This is a genomic window from Mesorhizobium sp. M0816 (genome assembly GCF_040320005.1).
Classification (GTDB): domain Bacteria; phylum Pseudomonadota; class Alphaproteobacteria; order Rhizobiales; family Rhizobiaceae; genus Mesorhizobium.
Window position 1 is genome coordinate 262,906 of record NZ_JAMYOT010000004.1, and the last position, 15,825, is coordinate 278,730.

Genomic DNA, 15,825 nt, shown 5'->3' on the forward strand with positions numbered 1-15,825 from the left:
TCGGGCTCCAGGCAGAAGAAGTTGCATGGCCGATCTGTTCAGTGTCGATGAACCGGAAAAGACGCCGCCCGGCAGGCCGCTGGCGGACCGTCTGCGCCCGAAGAACCTCGGCGAGGTCGTCGGCCAGGAGCATCTGACCGGATCCGACGGCGCGCTGACGCGGCTGATCGGCTCCGGCTCGCTCGGCTCGATGATCTTCTGGGGCCCGCCCGGCACCGGCAAGACCACGGTCGCACGGCTGCTTGCCGGCGAGACAAGCCTCGCCTTCGAACAGATCTCGGCGGTGTTTTCCGGCGTTGCCGACCTGAAGAAAGTGTTCGAGGCAGCGAAGCTGCGCCGCTCCAACGGCCGCCAGACACTGCTGTTCGTTGACGAGATCCATCGCTTCAACCGCACCCAGCAGGACAGTTTTCTGCCCGTGATGGAAGACGGCACCGTCGTGCTGGTCGGCGCCACCACCGAGAACCCGTCCTTCGAGCTTAACGCCGCGCTGTTGTCGCGCGCGCGTGTGCTGGTCTTCCACTCGCTTGGCGAGGACAGTATCGCCAAGCTGCTGGCGCGGGCCGAGGAGGCAGAGGGCAGGGCGCTGCCGCTCGATGAAGACGCGCGGGCGATGCTCATCCGCATGAGCGATGGCGACGGCCGCGCGGCATTGACGCTCGCCGAAGAGGTCTGGCGCGCAGCGAAATCAAAGGAGGTGTTCGGCGCCGAAGCCCTGCAGCGTATCGTCCAGCGCCGCGCGCCGATCTACGACAAGGGACAGGACGGCCACTACAATTTGATCTCCGCCTTGCACAAATCGGTGCGCGGCTCCGACCCCGATGCGGCACTCTACTATCTCGCCCGCATGTTCGACGCCGGCGAAGATCCGCTTTATCTCGGGCGCCGGTTGGTGCGCATGGCGATGGAGGATATCGGGCTGGCCGACCCGCAGGCGCTCGTCGTCGCTAACGCCGCCAAGGACGCCTATGACTATCTGGGCTCGCCCGAGGGCGAACTGGCCTTCGCCGAGGCGACCGTCTATCTCGCCACCGCGCCGAAATCCAATGCAGTTTATACCGCGTTCAAGGCCGCCACACAGGCGGCGAAGGAATTCGGTTCGCTGCTGCCGCCCAAGCACATTCTCAATGCGCCGACCAAGCTGATGAAACAGGAAGATTACGGCGCCGGCTATCGGTACGACCACGACGAGCCCGACGCTTTTTCCGGCCAGGACTATTTTCCGGAGAAGATGGGAAGGCAGACATTCTACAACCCGCCCGAGCGCGGCTTCGAGCGCGATATCAGGAAGCGGCTGGATTATTGGGCGAAGCTGCGCAGCGAGCGGGAAAAGTAGCTGCCAGTCGCACACTGGTGTGATCGCCGTTGTCTGGCGGGATAAAAAACCCTATCAAGATGCGCCTTCGGCCGGCGGACAGGCCAGAAACGTACCGACGATATTCAGAACGGAATCGCGCCTGGCGCGTGGAAAAATGACAAAAAAAACTCGCAAGACCCTCCGGAAGTTCGCCATAGCGATCCCGATGCTGGCGCTCGGCTTCTATTTCATTCCCATCCTGACGACAATTTTCATTGTCCTCGGCTTGATCGACGTGTTGCGCAACGACAACAAGAACTGGGCCCTGTTCAGTGGTTATTTCCTCGGCAACGGCATCTTCACCTGGCTGCTTTCGCCCTTCAATCTGCTGGTCGATCTGCTGTGCTACAGAAACCGCGGTGTCTGGAAACTGGACCAGTTTCCTCCGGACTATCAGCGTGAGGTCAACGAGGTTCTCGACGTCTTCAAGGCGCGCAAGGACGAGATCATCGCCGATATCGACGCCAATTTCGGCAGCGGCCGGCGCGGCATGTATGTCTACCAGTGGTACGGCAAGCACAAGATCGACAACGTCGCCGAATTCAACAAGGATTTCAAATATATCAAGACCATCGCCGTGTCGGTGTTCAGGGGCAAGGAATCGACCTCCTGGCATTTCGGACCGCTGCGGCTCAGCCTGCGCATTCTCTACAATCTTCTCCCGGTGAAGGCCGAGGTTTTCGTCGAGTGCAACAACGCCAGGAACTACTGGCACGACAATCCGCTCTATATTTTCGACGACACGCTGCTGCACCGCTCGGTCAACGAATATGATGGGCGCCGCTACTGCGTGTTCATGGACATCATCCGGCCATCGCCATTCCCCGGCCTGATCGCCGCTCTTCTCGCCATCGTTTCGGTCAGCGTCGAGCGCATCAATGCCATGTTCTACAAGAACTGGAAGATGATCGGCTCCAGCAAGCCGAAGAAGGCCGGAGCCGCCTGACACCGTGGTGTGACCGGCGCGAGGGAGCACGATGTATCATCTGTTGCTTGTCTGCCTTGGTGGCGCGATCGGTGCAATGGCCCGCTTCTTCCTGTCCGGCTTCGTCGCCCGCCGGGTCGGCGAGACCTTTCCCTGGGGCACTATGGCCGTCAACGTCTCGGGAGCGTTTGCAATCGGTGTCGTTGCGCATGCGGTGGCGCGCGACGGCATGCCCGCCATCTGGGCCTTTACCGTTACCGGCGGCCTCGGCTGCTACACCACGGTTTCTTCCTTCAGCCTGCAGACGCTGGCGCTGGCGCGCGAGGGCGAATGGCGGCGCGCCGGCGGAAATGTGCTGCTTTCGGTTTTTCTGAGCCTCGGCGGCGTGACGCTAGGCTTTGCTGCGGGAAGTCTTCTGATTGGCGGCGGGGCGCCGTGAGCGGCCCGCGGAAGCTCCGCCACGACGGGACGGACACTGCCGCGGCAGGGCATACGGCGCGCCTCATTGGCCGTCGCAGAACCAACGAAACGGTTCGGCTCTATGCGACCGTAGCCGCAGGCAGCATGATCGGCGGTGTGTTGCGGGCGCTTGCCTCATCGACGAGCACTGCCCTGTGGGGCGCTGGATTTCCCTTCGGCACGCTCCTCGTCAACATTGTTGGCTCGTTCCTCATCGGCTTCTACGCGACATTGACGGGACCGGATGGTCGCGTCTTCGCCGGTCCGCTGCAACGTCAATTCTTCATGGCCGGCTTCTGCGGCAGCCTGACGACCTTCTCCGCTTTCAGCCTTGAAACACTCACCCTCGCGCAAGGCGGGAGGCTTGTGGCGGCGGGACTCAATATCGCGATCTCCGTGGTGGCCTGGCTTGCCGCCGTCTGGCTTGGCCACATCTTTGCAGTTCGGCTCAACCGGCTGAGAGGGTCCAGGCAATGAAGATACCAACACAGGCACAATTGCTGCGCATATTTATCGGCGAAAACGACAAGGCAGATGGCCGTCCGCTGTATGAGGTTATCGTGCTGAGGGCCCGCGAAATGCAGATCGCCGGCGCGACCGTCCTGCGCGGCGCGATGGGGTTCGGCCATTCCAGCCGGCTTCACACCACGAAGATCCTCCGCCTATCGGAGGATCTGCCACTCGTCATCGAGATCGTCGATGACGAGGAAAAATTGGCCGCTTTCCTGCCCGTGCTTGAAACAATCATGACAAGTGGTTTGATTACGCTGGAGAAAGTTCAGGTTCTGCAATATGGAACCGACAACGAATAACCGAGTGAGATTGCGGGTACCGGCGAATGCCGTTGCATGCCTGCAAAACGGCGATTGGAATCATGGCAGGCGTTGAACAGATCACAGTGGACGCCGGCGAGGCGGGCATGCGGCTCGACCGCTGGTTCAAGAGCCATTTCCCCGGTCTCGGTTTCGGTCATCTGCAGAAGCTGCTGCGTTCCGGCCAGATCCGCGTCGACGGCGGCAGGGTGAAGGCCGATACCCGCGTCGAAGCCGGCCAGACGGTCCGAGTGCCGCCGCTCGAAGTCGACAAGAAAGGTGAAAGCCCGCTCACCGGTCATTCGATCCGCAACCAGGGCGACGCCGACGTTTTGGCAATGATGCTGATCCATGAGGACCCGAAGGTCTTCGTCTTCAACAAGCCGGCCGGCCTAGCGGTCCAGGGCGGCTCTGGCGTCACCCGCAATGTCGACGACATGCTGGAAGCCTGGCGCAACCAGAAGGGCGAGAAGCCGCGTCTGGTGCACCGGCTCGACCGCGACACGTCGGGTGTGCTGGTTGTCGCTCGTACAAGGCTCGCCGCCATGAAGCTCGCCGAAGCGTTCCGGGCGCGTGAGACGAAGAAAACCTACTGGGCGCTGGTCAAGGGCGTGCCGCCGAAGCGCGAGGACAAGATCTCGACCTGGCTGATCAAGGAACCGACGCCCGACGGCGATCGTGTGCGCATCGCCAAGCATGGCGAAAAGGGCGCCGATCACGCCGTGTCCTATTACCGCATCGTCGAGCAGGCGGCGCAGACGCTGTCCTGGCTGGAAATGGAACCCTATACCGGGCGCACCCACCAGCTTCGCGTCCATGCCGCCCATATCGGTTGCCCGATCATCGGCGACCCCAAATATTTCGAGGCCGACACCAATTGGGATTTTCCCGGCGGCATGCAGAACCGGCTGCATCTGCACGCGCGCCGCATCGTCATCCCGCATCCCGACAAGGGCTTTGTCGACGTCACCGCACCGATGCCGCCGCATATGCGCCAGAGCTGGAACCTGCTCGGTTTCGACGACGCGAGCGCGGAGGACTAGCGGCGGTGGGCGTCGCCACAGATACGCTCGACCGCCGTGACGCGGTCGATCTGGCGGCCGCCGCCATCATGGTTGGGCTGACCTTTTCCTGGGGACTGAACTACGTCGCCGCCAAGATCTCCTATGCCGACTACGATCCCGTTTTCCTGTCGATCGCACGGTCGGTCATCGGCGGCTTGTGTGTTTTCGGCTGGTGCCGCTGGCGCGGCATTGCGCTGTTCACGCCCGACAAGACCCTCGTCGCCGGCATTCTGGCAGGCGCGCTTTTCGGTCTCGAGTTCCTGTTCCTGTATGTCGGGCTCGAGCATACCACTGTCGTGTGCAACACTTTGCTGGTCAACACCATGCCGTTCTGGATGCTGGTCGGCGGTCATTTCCTGCTGGGCGAAAGCGTCACGGCACGCAAGCTCGTTGGTCTTCTGCTCGCTTTCGCCGGACTGATCGCGGTGTTTTCCGATAAACTGAGCGCCAGTGGCGGCGCGACGCTGAGCGGCGATTTGCTCAGTCTCGGTGCCGGCATTCTGTGGGCCGTGACCAATATCGTCATCAAGCGGTCAAAGCTGGTGACGGCCAGCGCCGAAAAGCTGCTGCTCTATCAGCTGGCCGGGGCCGCCGTCGTCGGCATTTTGGTGATGCCTTTTGCCGGGCCGCCCGTCCGCAACTTTACCGTCTTGCCAACCTTGGCTCTGCTGTTCCAGGCCGTCTACGTTGTCGCGTTCACCTATGTGCTGTGGTTCTGGCTGCTGCGGCGTTACCCTGCATCTGGACTGTCGAGCTTCACCTTCCTGTCGCCCGTGTTTGGTGTGCTTTGCGGCGCCGTGTTCTTGAACGAGCCGCTGACCGTTCGTATCTTCCTGGCACTCGGCCTCATCGCCGCCGGACTCATCATCGTCAACCGGCCGGCCCGAAAACAAAGTCCCGGATGAGCATGCGCGATATATTGAACGACCTCGAAGCTGGAAAGCAGCTCTCTGATCCGGACCCGGTGCGTCGCGCCCAGATCCAGATGAAGACGCCGCTGCCGAAGCGCTTCTACAAGACCGTCGCGGTAGCACCGGTCGAAGACGGTTTTGCCGTCCATCTCGATGGCAAGCCCGTCCGCATGCCGGCCAAGGCGCTGCTGGCGCTGCCGACCGAAAAGGCGGCTGCTCTCGTCGCGGAGGAATTCGCCGCACAGGAGGAGACCATCAACCCGGTGACGATGCCGGTGATGCGTCTGGTCAATACGGCAATCGATGGCGTCGCCAGTGATCCCCAGGCCGTGCTGGAGGACATCCTGCGCTTTGCCTCGTCCGATCTGCTCTGCTACCGCGCCGATACGCCCCAAGGACTCGTCGACCGGCAGAACGAGCATTGGGATCCGGTCATCGACTGGGTGCGCAGCGCGCTCGGCGCCCGGTTCCATCTTGCCGAAGGCGTGATCCATGTCGAACAGCCGCGCGAGAGTATCGCGCTGCTTGGCCAGCATCTTGCCCAACGTGCCGATCCGCTGCGCCTTGCCGCCATCCACGTCATGACGTCGCTGACCGGATCGGCGCTGCTGGCGCTGGCTGTCGATTTCGGCGAGCTCGACGGCGAGGCGGCCTGGGCTGCCGGTAATGTCGACGAGGACTGGCAGGCCGAGCAATGGGGCCATGATGCCGAGGCCGTCGCGCACCGCGCGGCCCGCAAGCGCGACATGATGGCGGCAGTCAGCCTGCTCGAAGCTCTCAAAGGCTGACCGCACCGTCGTTTCTATTTCGCACTGCACATTAGACCAAAGTCATAATCCCAAAGACGGTCTGCCTCTGGACGGCGCTTTCTGTCATTTTTTGCACCGGTGGCTGCACTGAGTCTGCGTTGCGAGGAAACGCGGACGATGACGCGCAGCATCGAGGACTGACGGAATCACACGGGAGGATACACTCATGGCAATGGCATCGACCGCCGGCAAAACAAGCCGCGGCATGACGCGCGAGGAGAAGAAGGTCATCTTCGCTTCCTCGCTCGGCACCGTTTTTGAATGGTACGATTTTTATCTCTACGGCTCGCTGGCAGTGTTCATTGGTTCGACTTTTTTCAGTCCAACCATTCCGGAAGCGACGCGCAATATTTTCGCGCTGCTGGCGTTTGCCGCTGGCTTCCTCGTGCGCCCGTTCGGCGCATTGCTGTTCGGCCGCATCGGCGACCTTGTCGGCCGTAAATACACTTTCCTTGTCACCATGACGATCATGGGCCTGTCGACCTTCCTGGTCGGCTTGCTGCCTGGCTATGCGACTTTGGGCATCGCCGCTCCCGTGATCCTGATCATCTTGCGCATGTTGCAGGGCCTGGCGCTCGGCGGCGAGTATGGCGGTGCCGCCACCTATGTCGCCGAGCATGCACCCGACGATCGCCGCGGCTACTACACGTCGTGGATACAGACGACGGCAACGCTCGGCCTGTTCCTGTCGCTGATCGTCATCCTGATCGTCCAGGGGTCGATGACCAAGGAAACCTACGCCGCCTGGGGCTGGCGCATTCCGTTCATCGTTTCCTTCCTCCTCCTCGGCATTTCGATCTGGATCCGGCTGTCGCTTTCTGAATCGCCGACCTTCCAGCGCATGAAGGACGAAGGCAAAGGCTCCAAGGCGCCGCTGTCAGAAGCCTTCGGTCAGTGGAAGAACGCCAAGATCGCGCTGCTGGCGCTGCTCGGCCTCACAGCCGGTCAGGCCGTAGTTTGGTACAATGGCCAGTTCTACGCGCTGTTCTTCTTGCAGAACGTGCTCAAGGTCGATCCGCAATCGGTCAACATCATGATCGCGATTGCTCTGGCTGTTGGCTCGATCTTCTTCGTCGTGTTCGGCTGGCTCTCCGACAAGATCGGCCGCAAGCCGATTATCATGGCCGGCCTTGCACTGGCGATCGTCTGCACCTTCCCGTTGTTCAAGGCGCTGACCTGGGCAGCCAACCCGGCGCTCGCCACCGCGCAGCAGAACACCCGTGCGACGGTGACCGCGGCACCGGGAGACTGCAAGTTCCAGTTCAACCCGGTGGGCACGGCGAAGTTCACCACGTCCTGCGATATCGCCACCTCGTTTCTGACCAAGAACTCGGTGCCTTATGACGTAGTGGCCACGGCAGCGCCCGGCACTGCTGCGTCGGTCAAAATCGGCAACGAGACGGTTGAGTCGTATGACGCCACCGCAGCCGGCGATCAAGCCAAGGCCAAGGACGCTGTTTTCGCCAAGGCGGTAAACACGGCGCTTCAGGACGGCGGCTATCCGCTGAAACGGGCAGCGGCGAAGGTGCCGGATCAGAAGCTCGAAGCCTTCATCGCGGCCAATCCCGAACTGAAGCTCGATGCGGCCGCGATCCGCGCCGGCGAGAAGGCCATGGTTCCGGCCGACCAGGCGATCAAGGACAAGCTGCTGACTGCCGATGAGGCTGCGGGAGCTCCCGAGGTCACCGTCTACACCGTACCAGGCGGCGGTCCCTTTGCCATGTTCGCCGACCCGGCGGCGGTCAACTGGCCGATGACGATCGGCATCCTGCTCATCCTCGTGATCTTCGTCACGATGGTCTACGGGCCGATTGCCGCGATCCTGGTCGAGATGTTCCCGACCCGCATCCGCTACACCGGCATGTCGCTGCCCTACCATATCGGCAACGGCTGGTTCGGCGGGCTGCTGCCGGCGACGGTGTTCGCGCTCAGCGCCTACAAGGGCGATATCTACTACGGACTCTGGTACCCAGTGGTGATCGCGGCGATGTCGCTGATCATCGGCATGATCTTTGTCAGGGATACGCTCGGAACGGACCTGCACACCAAACAGTAGCCGACGGTTCAAAGCAAAGCCCGGCGCGAGCGATCGCGCCGGGCTTTTTCAATTTATCGAGCGCAGGGCTTAGCTCTTCCGATCCTGGTTCGCTTCCTCGATCGCTGTTTCATGATACCAGGCACTTCCGAAATCCGTTCGGTTGCGCAAAGAAGCGAGTTCTGCCGCGAACTTAGCCTTTCCGCTTAAATTTGAGGCAGAAGCGCGCGCTGCCACCGGGAACATCAGGATTTTGGCCGACTGACGAGTGGAAGTGATTTCCATTGTCGGTTTCCTTTCTTCGACAGAACCTTGCCGATTCAACCTTTCCCCAACATAGGTTCAGCAATCGAAATAGGCAACATGATTACAAAAAGATCAGTACTTGCACATTATTTGTGCAAAATATGCTTGTGGATGATCCGAGCGCAGCATGACGGCGGACCAGCGATTTTGGGTGGATACAACCTCACTTTTGCCGCATCCATCGCCGGCGAGAATGGCACACGAATTGCTTTTTAATAATCCGGCAGGTCGGCTGCTGGATAGGCCGGCCTGCTCCGGCGCCATCCAGGGTTCGGTGATCAAGCAACGAGAGGCTAGAATGACGAAATACAAGCTCGAGTACATTTGGCTCGATGGATACACCCCGGTTCCCAATCTTCGCGGAAAGACGCAGGTCAAGGACTATGCCGAGTTTCCGACGCTCGACCAGCTTCCGCTGTGGGGCTTCGACGGTTCTTCGACCATGCAGGCCGAGGGCCACAGCTCCGATTGCGTTCTGAAGCCGGTCGCCGTTTATCCGGATCCCGCCCGCACCAATGGCGCGCTCGTCATGTGCGAGGTCATGATGCCCGATGGCGTGACGCCGCATGCCTCCAATAAGCGCGCCACCATCCTCGACGACGAGGGCGCCTGGTTCGGCTTCGAGCAGGAGTATTTCTTCTACAAGGACGGCCGCCCGCTCGGCTTCCCCGAGAGCGGCTATCCGGCGCCGCAAGGCCCGTACTATACCGGCGTCGGCTACAGCAATGTCGGCTCAGTCGCCAGGGAGATCGTCGAGGAGCATCTCGACCTTTGCCTTGCCGCCGGCATCAACCATGAAGGCATCAACGCCGAAGTGGCCAAGGGCCAGTGGGAATTCCAGATCTTCGGCAAGGGCTCCAAGAAGGCCGCCGACCAGATGTGGATGGCACGCTATTTGATGCAGCGCCTGACCGAGAAATACGGCATCGACATCGAATATCACTGCAAGCCGCTCGGCGACACCGACTGGAACGGCTCCGGCATGCATGCCAACTTCTCGACAGCCTATATGCGCGAAGTCGGCGGCAAGGCGTATTTCGAAGCGCTGATGGCGGCCTTCGACAAAAACCTGATGGATCACATCGCCGTCTATGGGCCGGACAACGACAAGCGTTTGACCGGCAAGCACGAGACGGCGCCGTGGAACAGGTTCAGCTACGGCATCGCCGACCGCGGCGCCTCGATCCGCGTGCCGCATTCTTTTATCAATAACGGCTACAAGGGCTATCTCGAGGATCGCCGGCCGAACTCGCAGGGCGACCCCTACCAGATCGCCTCGCAGATATTGAAGACGATCGCCTCCGTCCCGACCAGCGCCGAGGTTTCGGCCGCGGCTTGAGCATTCGTCATGGCGTGGACCTCAGGTCTGCGCCGTGACTTTCTCTCCAATCGCATCACAATAAAAAACCCCGGCGTCTCTGCCGGGGTTTTTTCTATTGGCTGCAACGATCCGGATCACACCGAATAGTACATATCGTATTCGACCGGATGCGGCGTCATTTCGAAGCGCATCACCTCGGCCATCTTGAGCTCGATATAGCTGTCGATCTGGTCGTCGTCGAAGACGCCGCCGGCCTTAAGGAAGCCGCGGTCCTTGTCGAGGCTCTGCAAAGCCTCGCGCAGCGAGCCGCAGACGGTCGGGATTTTCTTCAATTCCTTCGGCGGCAGGTCGTAGAGATCCTTGTCCATCGGCTGTCCCGGGTGGATCTTGTTCTTGATGCCATCAAGGCCCGCCATCAGCATGGCGGCAAAGGCGAGATAGGGGTTGGCACCAGGATCGGGGAAGCGGACCTCGACGCGCTTGGATTTCGGCGACGAGCCGAACGGAATGCGGCACGAGGCCGAGCGGTTGCGTGCCGAATAGGCGAGCAGCACCGGCGCTTCATAGCCCGGCACCAGGCGCTTGTAGGAGTTGGTCAGCGGGTTGGTGAAGGCGTTGATCGCCTTCGCATGCTTGATGATGCCACCGATGTAGAACAGGCAGCTCTCGGACAGGCCGGCATATTCGTTGCCGGCAAAGGTCGGCTTGCCTTCCTTCCAGATCGACTGGTGGACGTGCATGCCCGAGCCGTTGTCGCCGAACACCGGCTTCGGCATGAAAGTGGCCGTCTTGCCATACGCATTGGCGACCTGGTGCACGACATATTTGTAGATCAGCATCTTGTCGGCGTTGCGGACCAGCGTGTCGAACTTGATGCCGAGCTCGTGCTGGGCGGCGGCCACTTCGTGATGGTGCTTTTCAACGCGCACGCCCATTTCGGCGAGCACGGTGAGCATTTCCGAGCGCATGTCCTGTGCCGAATCGATCGGCGGCACCGGGAAATAGCCGCCCTTGATGCGCGGCCGGTGACCGAGATTGCCGGTCTCGTAGTCGGTGTCGTCATTGGACGGCAGTTCGGTGGAATCCAGCCTGAAGCCGGTGTTGTAGGGATCGGCTTTGTACTTGACGTCGTCGAACACGAAGAACTCGGCTTCAGGACCGACGAAGATCTGGTCGCCGATGCCTTCGGCCTTCATGTAGGCCTCGGCTTTTTTAGCGGTGCCGCGCGGGTCGCGATTGTAGGACTCCCCGGAGATCGGATCGAGGATGTCGCACAGGATGACCATGGTCGACTGCGCGAAGAACGGGTCCATATGCACCGTATCGGAATCCGGCATCAGCACCATGTCGGACTCGTTGATCGCCTTCCAGCCTGCGATCGAGGAACCATCGAACATGACGCCATCGGCAAACATGTCTTCCTCGACCTCGACGACATCCATCGTAACGTGCTGCAGTTTGCCCTTCGGATCGGTGAAGCGCAGATCGACGAACTTAACGTCGTTGTCCTTGATCTGCTTCATGATGTCTTTGGCTGTCGTCATGTCCCTGCTTCCCTATGTGATGACGTTTTGAACATGGCCTTTTAACGGGAAAATTCAGACGGCGTCCATGCCGGTTTCGCCGGTGCGAATGCGCACCACTTCCTCGATATTGGAGACGAAGATCTTACCGTCGCCGATGCGGCCGGTCTGGGCCGCCTTGCGGATGGCTTCGATCGCGGCTTCGACCGCATCGTCGCCGAGCACGACCTCGATTTTCACCTTCGGCAGGAAGTCGACGACATATTCGGCGCCGCGATAAAGCTCGGTATGGCCCTTCTGGCGGCCAAACCCTTTGGCCTCGGTAACGGTGATACCTTGCAGGCCGGCCTCCTGAAGCGCTTCCTTCACTTCGTCTAGCTTGAACGGCTTGATGATCGCTTCGATCTTTTTCATGTAAAAAGTGGCCTCCACTGCCAAAAAAGACGGGTTGTGAGCCCCGCTTGCGCCTCAATCAAGCACGAACTGTGCCAATTGATGGGGCGCCGAACGGCCTCACATGATTTGGATACCATGCCACGCGGGAATGTACATTCGCGTCATTCGCAGCGTTGGATGCGCCATGAATGCCGCGAGCCTACACACCGCCGGTCCTGCCGTCCGCACAAAAATTGGGCAGATCGGGTATTTCATGGGCAGCTGCGCGCCGTCGTCCCGAACGATGTACGCCGCCAAATTGCTTGGGGACCTTCGTTGTTTGCGTCGGATCAAAAACTGGACAATGCTTGGGGAAATGATGTGCATGTCGCCCGCATGAGCAATGAACTTCTGTCTCCGTCCGACATGGCCGAGGCCGACCGGCTGGCGATTGCCGCTGGTCCATTCGACGGCATCGGCCTGATGCGCAATGCCGGTGCTGCGGTTGCTGCCGTAGTACTCAAGCGCTACCCGAACGCAACGCGCGTCCACGTGCTTTGCGGCCCCGGCAACAATGGCGGCGACGGCTATGTCGTGGCGCGCATCCTTCGGGAGAGCGCCGTCGACGTCTCGGTATGGGCGTCCGGATCGCCTAAAGGCGGCAGCGATGCGGCAGTCGCTGCCTCGGAGTGCCCGGTTGAAGCTCGGCCGCTGTCGGATTTCGTTGCCGAGACGGGCTCGATCGTGGTCGATGCGCTTTACGGGGCGGGGCTGTCCAAGCCGCTATCCGGCGACCCCGCCAAGGCGATCGACAATGTGGCGGAGTTGAATTCGCCGGTCGTCGCGGTCGACCTGCCGTCGGGCGTCTCCGGTGAGAGCGGCAATGTCCTCGGTCAGGCTTTCCACGCCCGAATCACCGTGACCTTTGCGCGAAAAAAGCCAGGCCATCTTTTGTTGCCGGGGCGCGAGCTGTGCGGCGAAATCGTGCTCGCTGATATCGGCATAAGCGACAGTGTTGTTGCGCAGCTTGAACCACGAACATTCGAGAACATTCCGGCGCTCTGGCTTGGCCGCTTTCCGGTTCCGGCCGTCGACGCCCATAAGTATAAACGCGGCCATGTCGGCGTCTTTTCCGGAGGGCCGTCGGCGACGGGTGCTGCGCGGCTGTCGGCGCTTGCCGCGGCAAGGAGCGGGGCAGGGGCAGTCACCATGCTGTCGCCGGCGAACGCCATCCATGTGAACGCGGCGCATCTGACCTCGATCATGCTGCGCAAGGTAGACACTGTCGCGGATGTGGACGAATTCGTCGGCAGTCGCCGACCATCGGCCTTCGTGCTCGGCCCGGGATTTGGCATTGGTGAGAAGACGCGCGAATTCGCCCTGGCCGTGGTGAATGGCGCCCATGGGCAGGGCGGCGGGATTGAGGGCTTGGTGCTCGACGCCGACGGCGTCACATCGTTTCGCGACGCGCCGGATGCCCTGTTCGAAGCCGCCAGCCGGCCGAGCGCGCCGGCTCTGGTGATGACGCCGCATGACGGCGAATTCGCCAGGCTTTTTTCAGATATCGCCGGGGACAAGGACCTGTCCAAACTCGCTAAGGCACGCGCCGCAGCCGAACGGGCCAACGCCATTCTCGTCTACAAGGGTGCCGACACTGTGATTGCGGCCCCCGATGGCCGGGCAGCGATCAACGGCAATGGCGCGCCTTGGCTGGCCACCGCCGGTTCGGGCGACGTGCTGTCGGGTATCATCGCCGCGCTGCTGGCGCAGGGCATGCCGGCCTTTGAAGCGGCCTGTGCGGCAGTCTGGATCCATGCCGAGGCCGGCAGCCGTTTCGGACCGGGGCTGATCGCCGAGGACCTGCCGCCGGCGCTAGTGCCGGTCCTGCGCGAGCTTATCGAAAGTCGCGGGATAGCTGCCGAATGAACCGCATGTTCACGCTGCTCGTTGCGATCGTCAGCGCCGTATTCATGGCGCAGGCTGCGAACGCCGAAACTCCGCTGACGATCGTCGACGACCCGGCCGTTCTCGCCGCCCTCGACAGCAACGGTTACGGGTTCGCCGGCATTTTCGGCGTCGATGGCAAGGGCGATTTGAAGACGCTTTATGACAAGGCTCCGGCCTATCACGCGATTGTCGAAACGATTGCAAGCGACGTCGCAGCATTGCGGGCCGAGATGAAGGCCGGCGGTCGGCCGCTCTACGAGGTGACCGACGGCAATGTTGGCCGTGTCATGGACATGCGCTGGCTGAGGACCGATGCCGCGCGCTTCCGCCTCGTCGGCATCGTCAACCGGCTCGACCGGCGCGACTTCGCCGCGTTGCAAGGCGACACGAGTTGCGGCGAAGTGCGCTTCATCTATCGCCTCGCCTACAGCTTCAAGAAGAACGGCAAGGTTTTGGCCTCGCGCCTGCCATTCAATTTCAGTGCCGTCTACGATGCCGCGCCGGATGCCGACGGCGGTTGTGTCGGCGTCGCCGGACGCTGGGCACCACAAGTCGACGAGAGCGTCGATGCCGGCTGGCTGACCGGTGGGCCGCTGGAAAGGACGGCGCTCACCTTCAAGCAGCTCGAGCTCAATGGGCAAGTGGTGCGCTTCCCCTCCGGCCAGGAGACCGAATTCGGCGGGCAGGCTGCCTATCTCATGCGAATTTTCGGCATGGACGGAGCGGCTGCCAGCGAAAAGCCGCTGGAAAACACGCCCGATACGGCACGTCTCGCCGAAGACGCTGCGCTGAAAGCAAGACTTGCCGACTATGTCCGCACCAATGTCGCGGCGGTCGATCTCGGCGTCTACCAGATTCCCGAGGAATTCCTGGCAAGGAAGGTCATCTCTTGGTCGACCTTCGGCAGTGCGAGGCAGGCCAACCACCTGTTCACGCCACTGTTCCAGTCCGCGGATTTCGCTGGTGTCGATTTCTCTGCAATGAAGCTGGTGCGCACGCCGGAGGCACTGGTCGAGCGGCTGGACAACGGCGCCTGCCAGGGCTGCCATCAGGCGGGCTCGACCGCCGGCTTCCATTTCATCGGCCTCGACGACAAGACGACCTCGCCGCTCAACCGCATCGAGGTCGGCATCTCCCCGCATCTCCACGCCGACATCCCGCGCCGCGTCGCCTGGCTGCGCGCGACTGCCGACGGCAAGGAACCGAACCGCTTTCGCCCGTTATCGTTCGCGCCGCCGGCGACCTGGAACGATGCCGGCGAAATCGCCTATTCGCCGGCCGAGATGGCGATGCCGTGCCTGATGCCGGCGGATGCGGCCCGCTTCGGCGCGACCTGGCAATGCGGCGCCGGCACCGTCTGCACGCCGCTGGCGACCTCGTCCGGCGTACGCACCAAGCTGGCGCAATGCCTGTTGCCCAAGCACAGCGAAGACATGTTTTCCGGCCACCCCTGTTTAACGGGATCCATCGCCAGTAACCCGGCACAGCCTTTCAATGACCGGTATACCATCACCGGTCAGTTCGCGGCGTTCGCGCCAAGCATTTCGCGCGCCGCCTACACCTGCCGACCGCCGAAGATCGGTGTGCCGGCGGGTATCGCCTATCGCGGCTGCGACGACCGGGATCGCAGCTTTGCCGCCTTCAAGACGGGCAAGCCGATGCCGAACGAGATTTGCGGACTGGTCGGCGGCAAGAAATTCGACACCTGCGTGGCGACCAATAACTTCGACCAGTGCCTCGGCGGCGCCGTCAATCGCGGTAATCGTCCCGCCTGTTCGGCCGACCATTTCTGCCGCGAGGATTACATGTGCCAGTCGCTGCCGCCCGATACACCCAGTATCGGCAAAGTGAAGGGCATCGGCTTCTGCTCGCCGACTTATTTTATCTTCCAGATGCGCATCGACAATCACGCCACGCCATGGTCGGGCGCTGTCCGCGCGACGAGGGGGGCCGGGTTCGGAGCGGCGGAAGCGGAATAGCC

At 61.7% G+C, this 15,825-nt stretch carries 15 protein-coding genes; 12 read left to right on the forward strand and 3 right to left on the reverse strand.

Annotated elements, in window-relative coordinates:
• The first annotated feature begins 25 nt into the window (after positions 1–25).
• The 9 genes from NKI17_RS08100 to NKI17_RS08140 all read left to right on the forward strand — a co-directional run bounded on the left by NKI17_RS08100 (position 26) and on the right by NKI17_RS08140 (position 8,393).
• Complete coding sequence (locus tag NKI17_RS08100; protein WP_352593856.1) at positions 26–1,336, forward strand: replication-associated recombination protein A; 1,311 nt, start codon at positions 26–28, stop codon at positions 1,334–1,336.
• A gap of 136 nt (positions 1,337–1,472) precedes the next feature.
• Complete coding sequence (locus tag NKI17_RS08105) at positions 1,473–2,303, forward strand: aspartyl/asparaginyl beta-hydroxylase domain-containing protein (RefSeq protein WP_352905634.1); 831 nt, start codon at positions 1,473–1,475, stop codon at positions 2,301–2,303.
• A 31-nt stretch (positions 2,304–2,334) separates the two neighbouring features.
• Positions 2,335–2,721, forward strand: coding sequence for a fluoride efflux transporter CrcB (crcB, locus tag NKI17_RS08110; RefSeq protein WP_352593858.1), 387 nt, complete (start codon positions 2,335–2,337; stop codon positions 2,719–2,721).
• A complete protein-coding gene (gene crcB, locus NKI17_RS08115) occupies positions 2,718–3,218 on the forward strand; it encodes a fluoride efflux transporter CrcB (protein ID WP_502894448.1) in 501 nt (166 codons plus the stop codon). Before crcB (NKI17_RS08110) ends, crcB (NKI17_RS08115) begins: the two co-directional genes overlap by 4 nt.
• Positions 3,215–3,553, forward strand: a complete 339-nt coding sequence (locus NKI17_RS08120) for a DUF190 domain-containing protein (RefSeq protein ID WP_254817158.1) — start codon at positions 3,215–3,217, stop codon at positions 3,551–3,553. The genes crcB (NKI17_RS08115) and NKI17_RS08120 overlap by 4 nt, the downstream gene beginning before the upstream one ends.
• 62 nt (positions 3,554–3,615) lie before the next feature.
• Positions 3,616–4,596: an RluA family pseudouridine synthase gene (locus tag NKI17_RS08125; protein WP_352593859.1), complete on the forward strand. Its 981-nt coding sequence runs from the start codon at positions 3,616–3,618 to the stop codon at positions 4,594–4,596.
• Positions 4,597–4,664: 68 nt separating this feature from the next.
• Positions 4,665–5,522 carry a DMT family transporter gene (locus NKI17_RS08130; protein ID WP_502894453.1) on the forward strand — a complete coding sequence of 286 codons (858 nt, stop codon included), beginning with the start codon at positions 4,665–4,667 and terminating at the stop codon, positions 5,520–5,522.
• Between the two features lie 2 nt (positions 5,523–5,524).
• Positions 5,525–6,316, forward strand: a complete 792-nt coding sequence (locus NKI17_RS08135) for an ATP12 family chaperone protein (protein WP_352905636.1) — start codon at positions 5,525–5,527, stop codon at positions 6,314–6,316.
• Positions 6,317–6,503: 187 nt separating this feature from the next.
• On the forward strand, positions 6,504–8,393 hold the full coding sequence (locus NKI17_RS08140; RefSeq protein WP_352593862.1) for an MFS transporter: 1,890 nt from the start codon (positions 6,504–6,506) through the stop codon (positions 8,391–8,393).
• A gap of 69 nt (positions 8,394–8,462) precedes the next feature.
• On the opposite strand, the gene NKI17_RS08145 is transcribed toward NKI17_RS08140, so the two are convergent.
• Positions 8,463–8,657 (reverse strand): DUF2735 domain-containing protein, encoded by a 195-nt coding sequence (locus NKI17_RS08145; protein WP_352622508.1) that lies wholly within the window; start codon positions 8,655–8,657, stop codon positions 8,463–8,465.
• A gap of 319 nt (positions 8,658–8,976) precedes the next feature.
• On the opposite strand from NKI17_RS08145, the gene NKI17_RS08150 reads away from it, so the two are divergent.
• Complete coding sequence (locus NKI17_RS08150) at positions 8,977–10,017, forward strand: glutamine synthetase beta-grasp domain-containing protein (RefSeq protein ID WP_352784981.1); 1,041 nt, start codon at positions 8,977–8,979, stop codon at positions 10,015–10,017.
• A 116-nt stretch (positions 10,018–10,133) separates the two neighbouring features.
• Here the strand turns inward: NKI17_RS08150 and glnA are convergent, their stop codons facing one another.
• Together glnA and NKI17_RS08160 are read right to left on the reverse strand one after the other, a co-directional pair.
• Positions 10,134–11,543, reverse strand: a complete 1,410-nt coding sequence (gene glnA, locus NKI17_RS08155) for a type I glutamate--ammonia ligase (protein ID WP_352577835.1) — start codon at positions 11,541–11,543, stop codon at positions 10,134–10,136.
• Positions 11,544–11,597: 54 nt separating this feature from the next.
• A complete protein-coding gene (locus NKI17_RS08160; RefSeq protein ID WP_019857988.1) occupies positions 11,598–11,936 on the reverse strand; it encodes a P-II family nitrogen regulator in 339 nt (112 codons plus the stop codon).
• A 357-nt stretch (positions 11,937–12,293) separates the two neighbouring features.
• On the opposite strand from NKI17_RS08160, the gene NKI17_RS08165 reads away from it, so the two are divergent.
• Both NKI17_RS08165 and NKI17_RS08170 read left to right on the forward strand, forming a co-directional pair.
• On the forward strand, positions 12,294–13,823 hold the full coding sequence (locus tag NKI17_RS08165; protein ID WP_352905637.1) for an NAD(P)H-hydrate dehydratase: 1,530 nt from the start codon (positions 12,294–12,296) through the stop codon (positions 13,821–13,823).
• Positions 13,820–15,823, forward strand: a complete 2,004-nt coding sequence (locus NKI17_RS08170; RefSeq protein ID WP_352568584.1) for a hypothetical protein — start codon at positions 13,820–13,822, stop codon at positions 15,821–15,823. Before NKI17_RS08165 ends, NKI17_RS08170 begins: the two co-directional genes overlap by 4 nt.
• Positions 15,824–15,825: the final 2 nt, after the last annotated feature.